Source organism: Dactylosporangium sp. NPDC051087 (assembly GCF_055586325.1).
In genome coordinates, this window is the sequence record NZ_JBVJIJ010000086.1 from 1 (window position 1) to 2463 (window position 2463).

Below are 2463 nucleotides of genomic sequence, written 5' to 3' on the forward strand. Positions count from 1 at the left end.
CGCTGTTGAGATAAACGTTAGGACCCGGCGGACCGGTTCAAATCCCGGAAACGTGCCAGTGGGTGGCTATGCGCTGACGATCGGCCAGGCGTAGGCGAGCAGGGCGACGGCGGCGCCGAGGATCGCCAGGTTGAAGCCGCGCGACGGCACCGGCAGGGCGGCCACGGCGAGCAGGATGATGGCGATGATGTAGAGAACGGCCTGTGCCGACATGGAAAACCTCCGTTGGGGGGAAACGGTCGAGCAGTCGGATTCCCGGGGGCGCTGCGGGCGAAACACGGGCCGGTCAGCGGGCGGCGAGCGCGGGATGCACGCCGGCGACCACGGCCGCCGGGCGGAAGCGGACCCGCCGGCCCGTGACCTCGTCGGGGGCGCCGGTGCCGGCCCCGGTCCACTCGAGGGTCGCGGTCCCTGAAAGGTGCAGGGTGCGGCCGGTCGTGAAGTCGGGCACCAGCAGCGCGGCGGCCGGGTCGGCGGCCAGGTTGCCGAGACTGTTGAACATGTTGTTGCCCGGATAGTCCGGCCACCACAGTTCGTCGCCGTCGTCGCCGGTACGCAGGAAGCTCGGCGGACCCCCGCGGTGCGAAGCGTCGGCGCCGCGGACGGGGTGTGCGGTGCCGAGGAAGAACGTGTCGGCGCCGCGGACTGCGGCCACGTCCGCCGGGCCGAGCGCGTCGAGCGCGGTGAACGTCGCCGGCGTCGCCGGCACCGCTTCGAGCCGGCGCGGGTGGATGTACTGGGGGCAGTTGCCGAACGCCTCGGCCACGTCGATCGTCAGCCCGTCGGTCCCGGTCAGGGTGCCGTTGACGCGCATCCGGCGGCGGGTGGCGAAGTCGATCGCGATCAGGCCGACCCGTTGCCCGGCGGGGAGGTCGTGGAGCGGGTCGCCGGGGCAGAACACCGCGCCGACCCGCAGCGTCGGCCCGAGCCCCGCGAGGAACCCGGGTGCCCCGGTCAGCGCGGAGGCCCACAGCCTGCCGGCGGCGTCCCGGCCCGTGACGACGGCGAGGGTCCGCTCGGCCAGCCATCCGGCGGCGCCCCGGCTCAGCCCGCCGGGCGCCAGCATGCCGCTGAGCCGGGCCGCCTCGAACCGCACTCCGGCCCGCTCCTGGACCGCCAGCTCGCCTTCGTGGAACACCGTCGGCACCTCCCTAACGGATGGCTTGCATTCCTTCCATTAGTCCACGACCAAATGGTTTTCGCAATGCCTTACCATTAGGTTCGTGGAGCCGTTGCCGGTCGAGCTGATGAACACCGTGCGCGCGGACCGCGACGGCGTGCACGACACGATCGCCGACCCGGCCGCCGCGGCGCGCTGGCTGCGTTCGGCGCGGCCCGACGTCGGCATCCCCGGCTGGGAGGCGGCCGCCGAGCTGCGCGACCTCCGCGACGCCCTGCGCCACCTGGCCGCCGCCGTGACCGGCGACGACCGCGAGCCGGCGGCGGAACTCGCCGGCCAGCAGGCGGCGGCGACCGGTGGTCAGGTGTCGGCCGCGCCGTCCGCGGCCGACCTGGAGACCGCGGCCGACCTGCAGGCGGCGGTCACTGTCGTCAACCGTGCGTGTGCCCGCGCACCGTCGTGGTCGCAGCTGCACTGGCCCGCCCCCGGCGACAGCGACGACGAGCCGCGCGCGGCGACCCGGACGGCGCACAGCCCGGCCCTCGCCGCCGTCGCGGCCATCGCCGAGGAGGCCGTCGCGTTGTTCGCGGGGCCGGACCGGCTGCTGCTGCGGGCCTGTCGCGCGCCGGGCTGCGTGCTGTACTTCATCCGGAACCATCCACGCCGGGAGTGGTGCTCAGACGGCTGCGGCAACCGGGCCCGCGTCGCGCGGCACTACCGGCGTCACCACGGCGGCTCGACGGAAGGCGGCTGATGCGACCGGAGCCCGGGCAGGTGCTGCACTTCTCCGAGGACCCGACGATCACCCGGTTCGTGCCGCACGTGGCGGCGACGGCGAGCCAGGCCGAGCCGTACGTGTGGGCCGTCGACCACGACCGCTCGCCGGACTACTGGTTCCCGCGCCAGTGCCCGCGGGCGATGGCCTGGACCGCCCCGGACACGACCGGCGAGGACCGCGACCGGATCATCGGGCCGGGCTGCGGCGAGCGCGTCCACGCCGTCGAGTACGGCTGGCTGGAGGCGATCCGCACGGCCCGGGTCTACGCGTACCGGCTGCCGGCCGAGCCGTTCCGGCCGATCGACGGCTACGCGCACGTCGCGTCCGAACCCGTCGTCCCGCTCGGGCCGCCCGAACCCGTCGGTGACCTCTTCGCCCTGCACGCGGCGGCCGGGATCCAGCTGCGGGTGCTGCCGGACCTGTGGCCGTTCTGGGCCGCGGTCACGGCCAGCACCCTGCGGTTCAGCGCGATCCGGATGCACAACGCGACCCGCGGCGCGTGGCACGTTTCCGGGATTTGAACCGGTCCGCCGGGTCCTAACGTTTATCTCAACAGCGAGACAGC

At 74.1% G+C, this 2463-nt stretch carries 4 protein-coding genes; 2 read left to right on the forward strand and 2 right to left on the reverse strand.

What is annotated here, in order from left to right; all coding sequences use genetic code 11:
- Nucleotides 1-66: 66 nt before the first annotated feature.
- Nucleotides 67-213, reverse strand: coding sequence for a hypothetical protein (locus ACZ6TV_RS55135; RefSeq protein ID WP_203844169.1), 147 nt, complete (start codon nt 211-213; stop codon nt 67-69).
- Nucleotides 214-286: 73 nt separating this feature from the next.
- Complete coding sequence (locus tag ACZ6TV_RS55140; protein WP_465309762.1) at nt 287-1138, reverse strand: pyridoxamine 5'-phosphate oxidase family protein; 852 nt, start codon at nt 1136-1138, stop codon at nt 287-289.
- A gap of 85 nt (nt 1139-1223) precedes the next feature.
- On the opposite strand from ACZ6TV_RS55140, the gene ACZ6TV_RS55145 reads away from it, so the two are divergent.
- Together ACZ6TV_RS55145 and ACZ6TV_RS55150 are read left to right on the forward strand one after the other, a co-directional pair.
- Nucleotides 1224-1874, forward strand: a complete 651-nt coding sequence (locus ACZ6TV_RS55145; protein ID WP_465309764.1) for a CGNR zinc finger domain-containing protein — start codon at nt 1224-1226, stop codon at nt 1872-1874.
- Entirely contained in the window at nt 1874-2419 is a 546-nt protein-coding gene (locus tag ACZ6TV_RS55150; protein ID WP_465309766.1) for a DUF6886 family protein, read from the forward strand. Before ACZ6TV_RS55145 ends, ACZ6TV_RS55150 begins: the two co-directional genes overlap by 1 nt.
- Nucleotides 2420-2463 lie beyond the last annotated feature (44 nt).

What these genes read in the sequence shown, in the direction of transcription:
- ACZ6TV_RS55135 (WP_203844169.1), bottom strand. Translation starts at nt 213, where the DNA reads ATGTCGGCACAGGCCGTTCTCTACATCATCGCCATCATCCTGCTCGCC.
- ACZ6TV_RS55150 (WP_465309766.1), top strand. Translation starts at nt 1,874, where the DNA reads ATGCGACCGGAGCCCGGGCAGGTGCTGCACTTCTCCGAGGACCCGACG.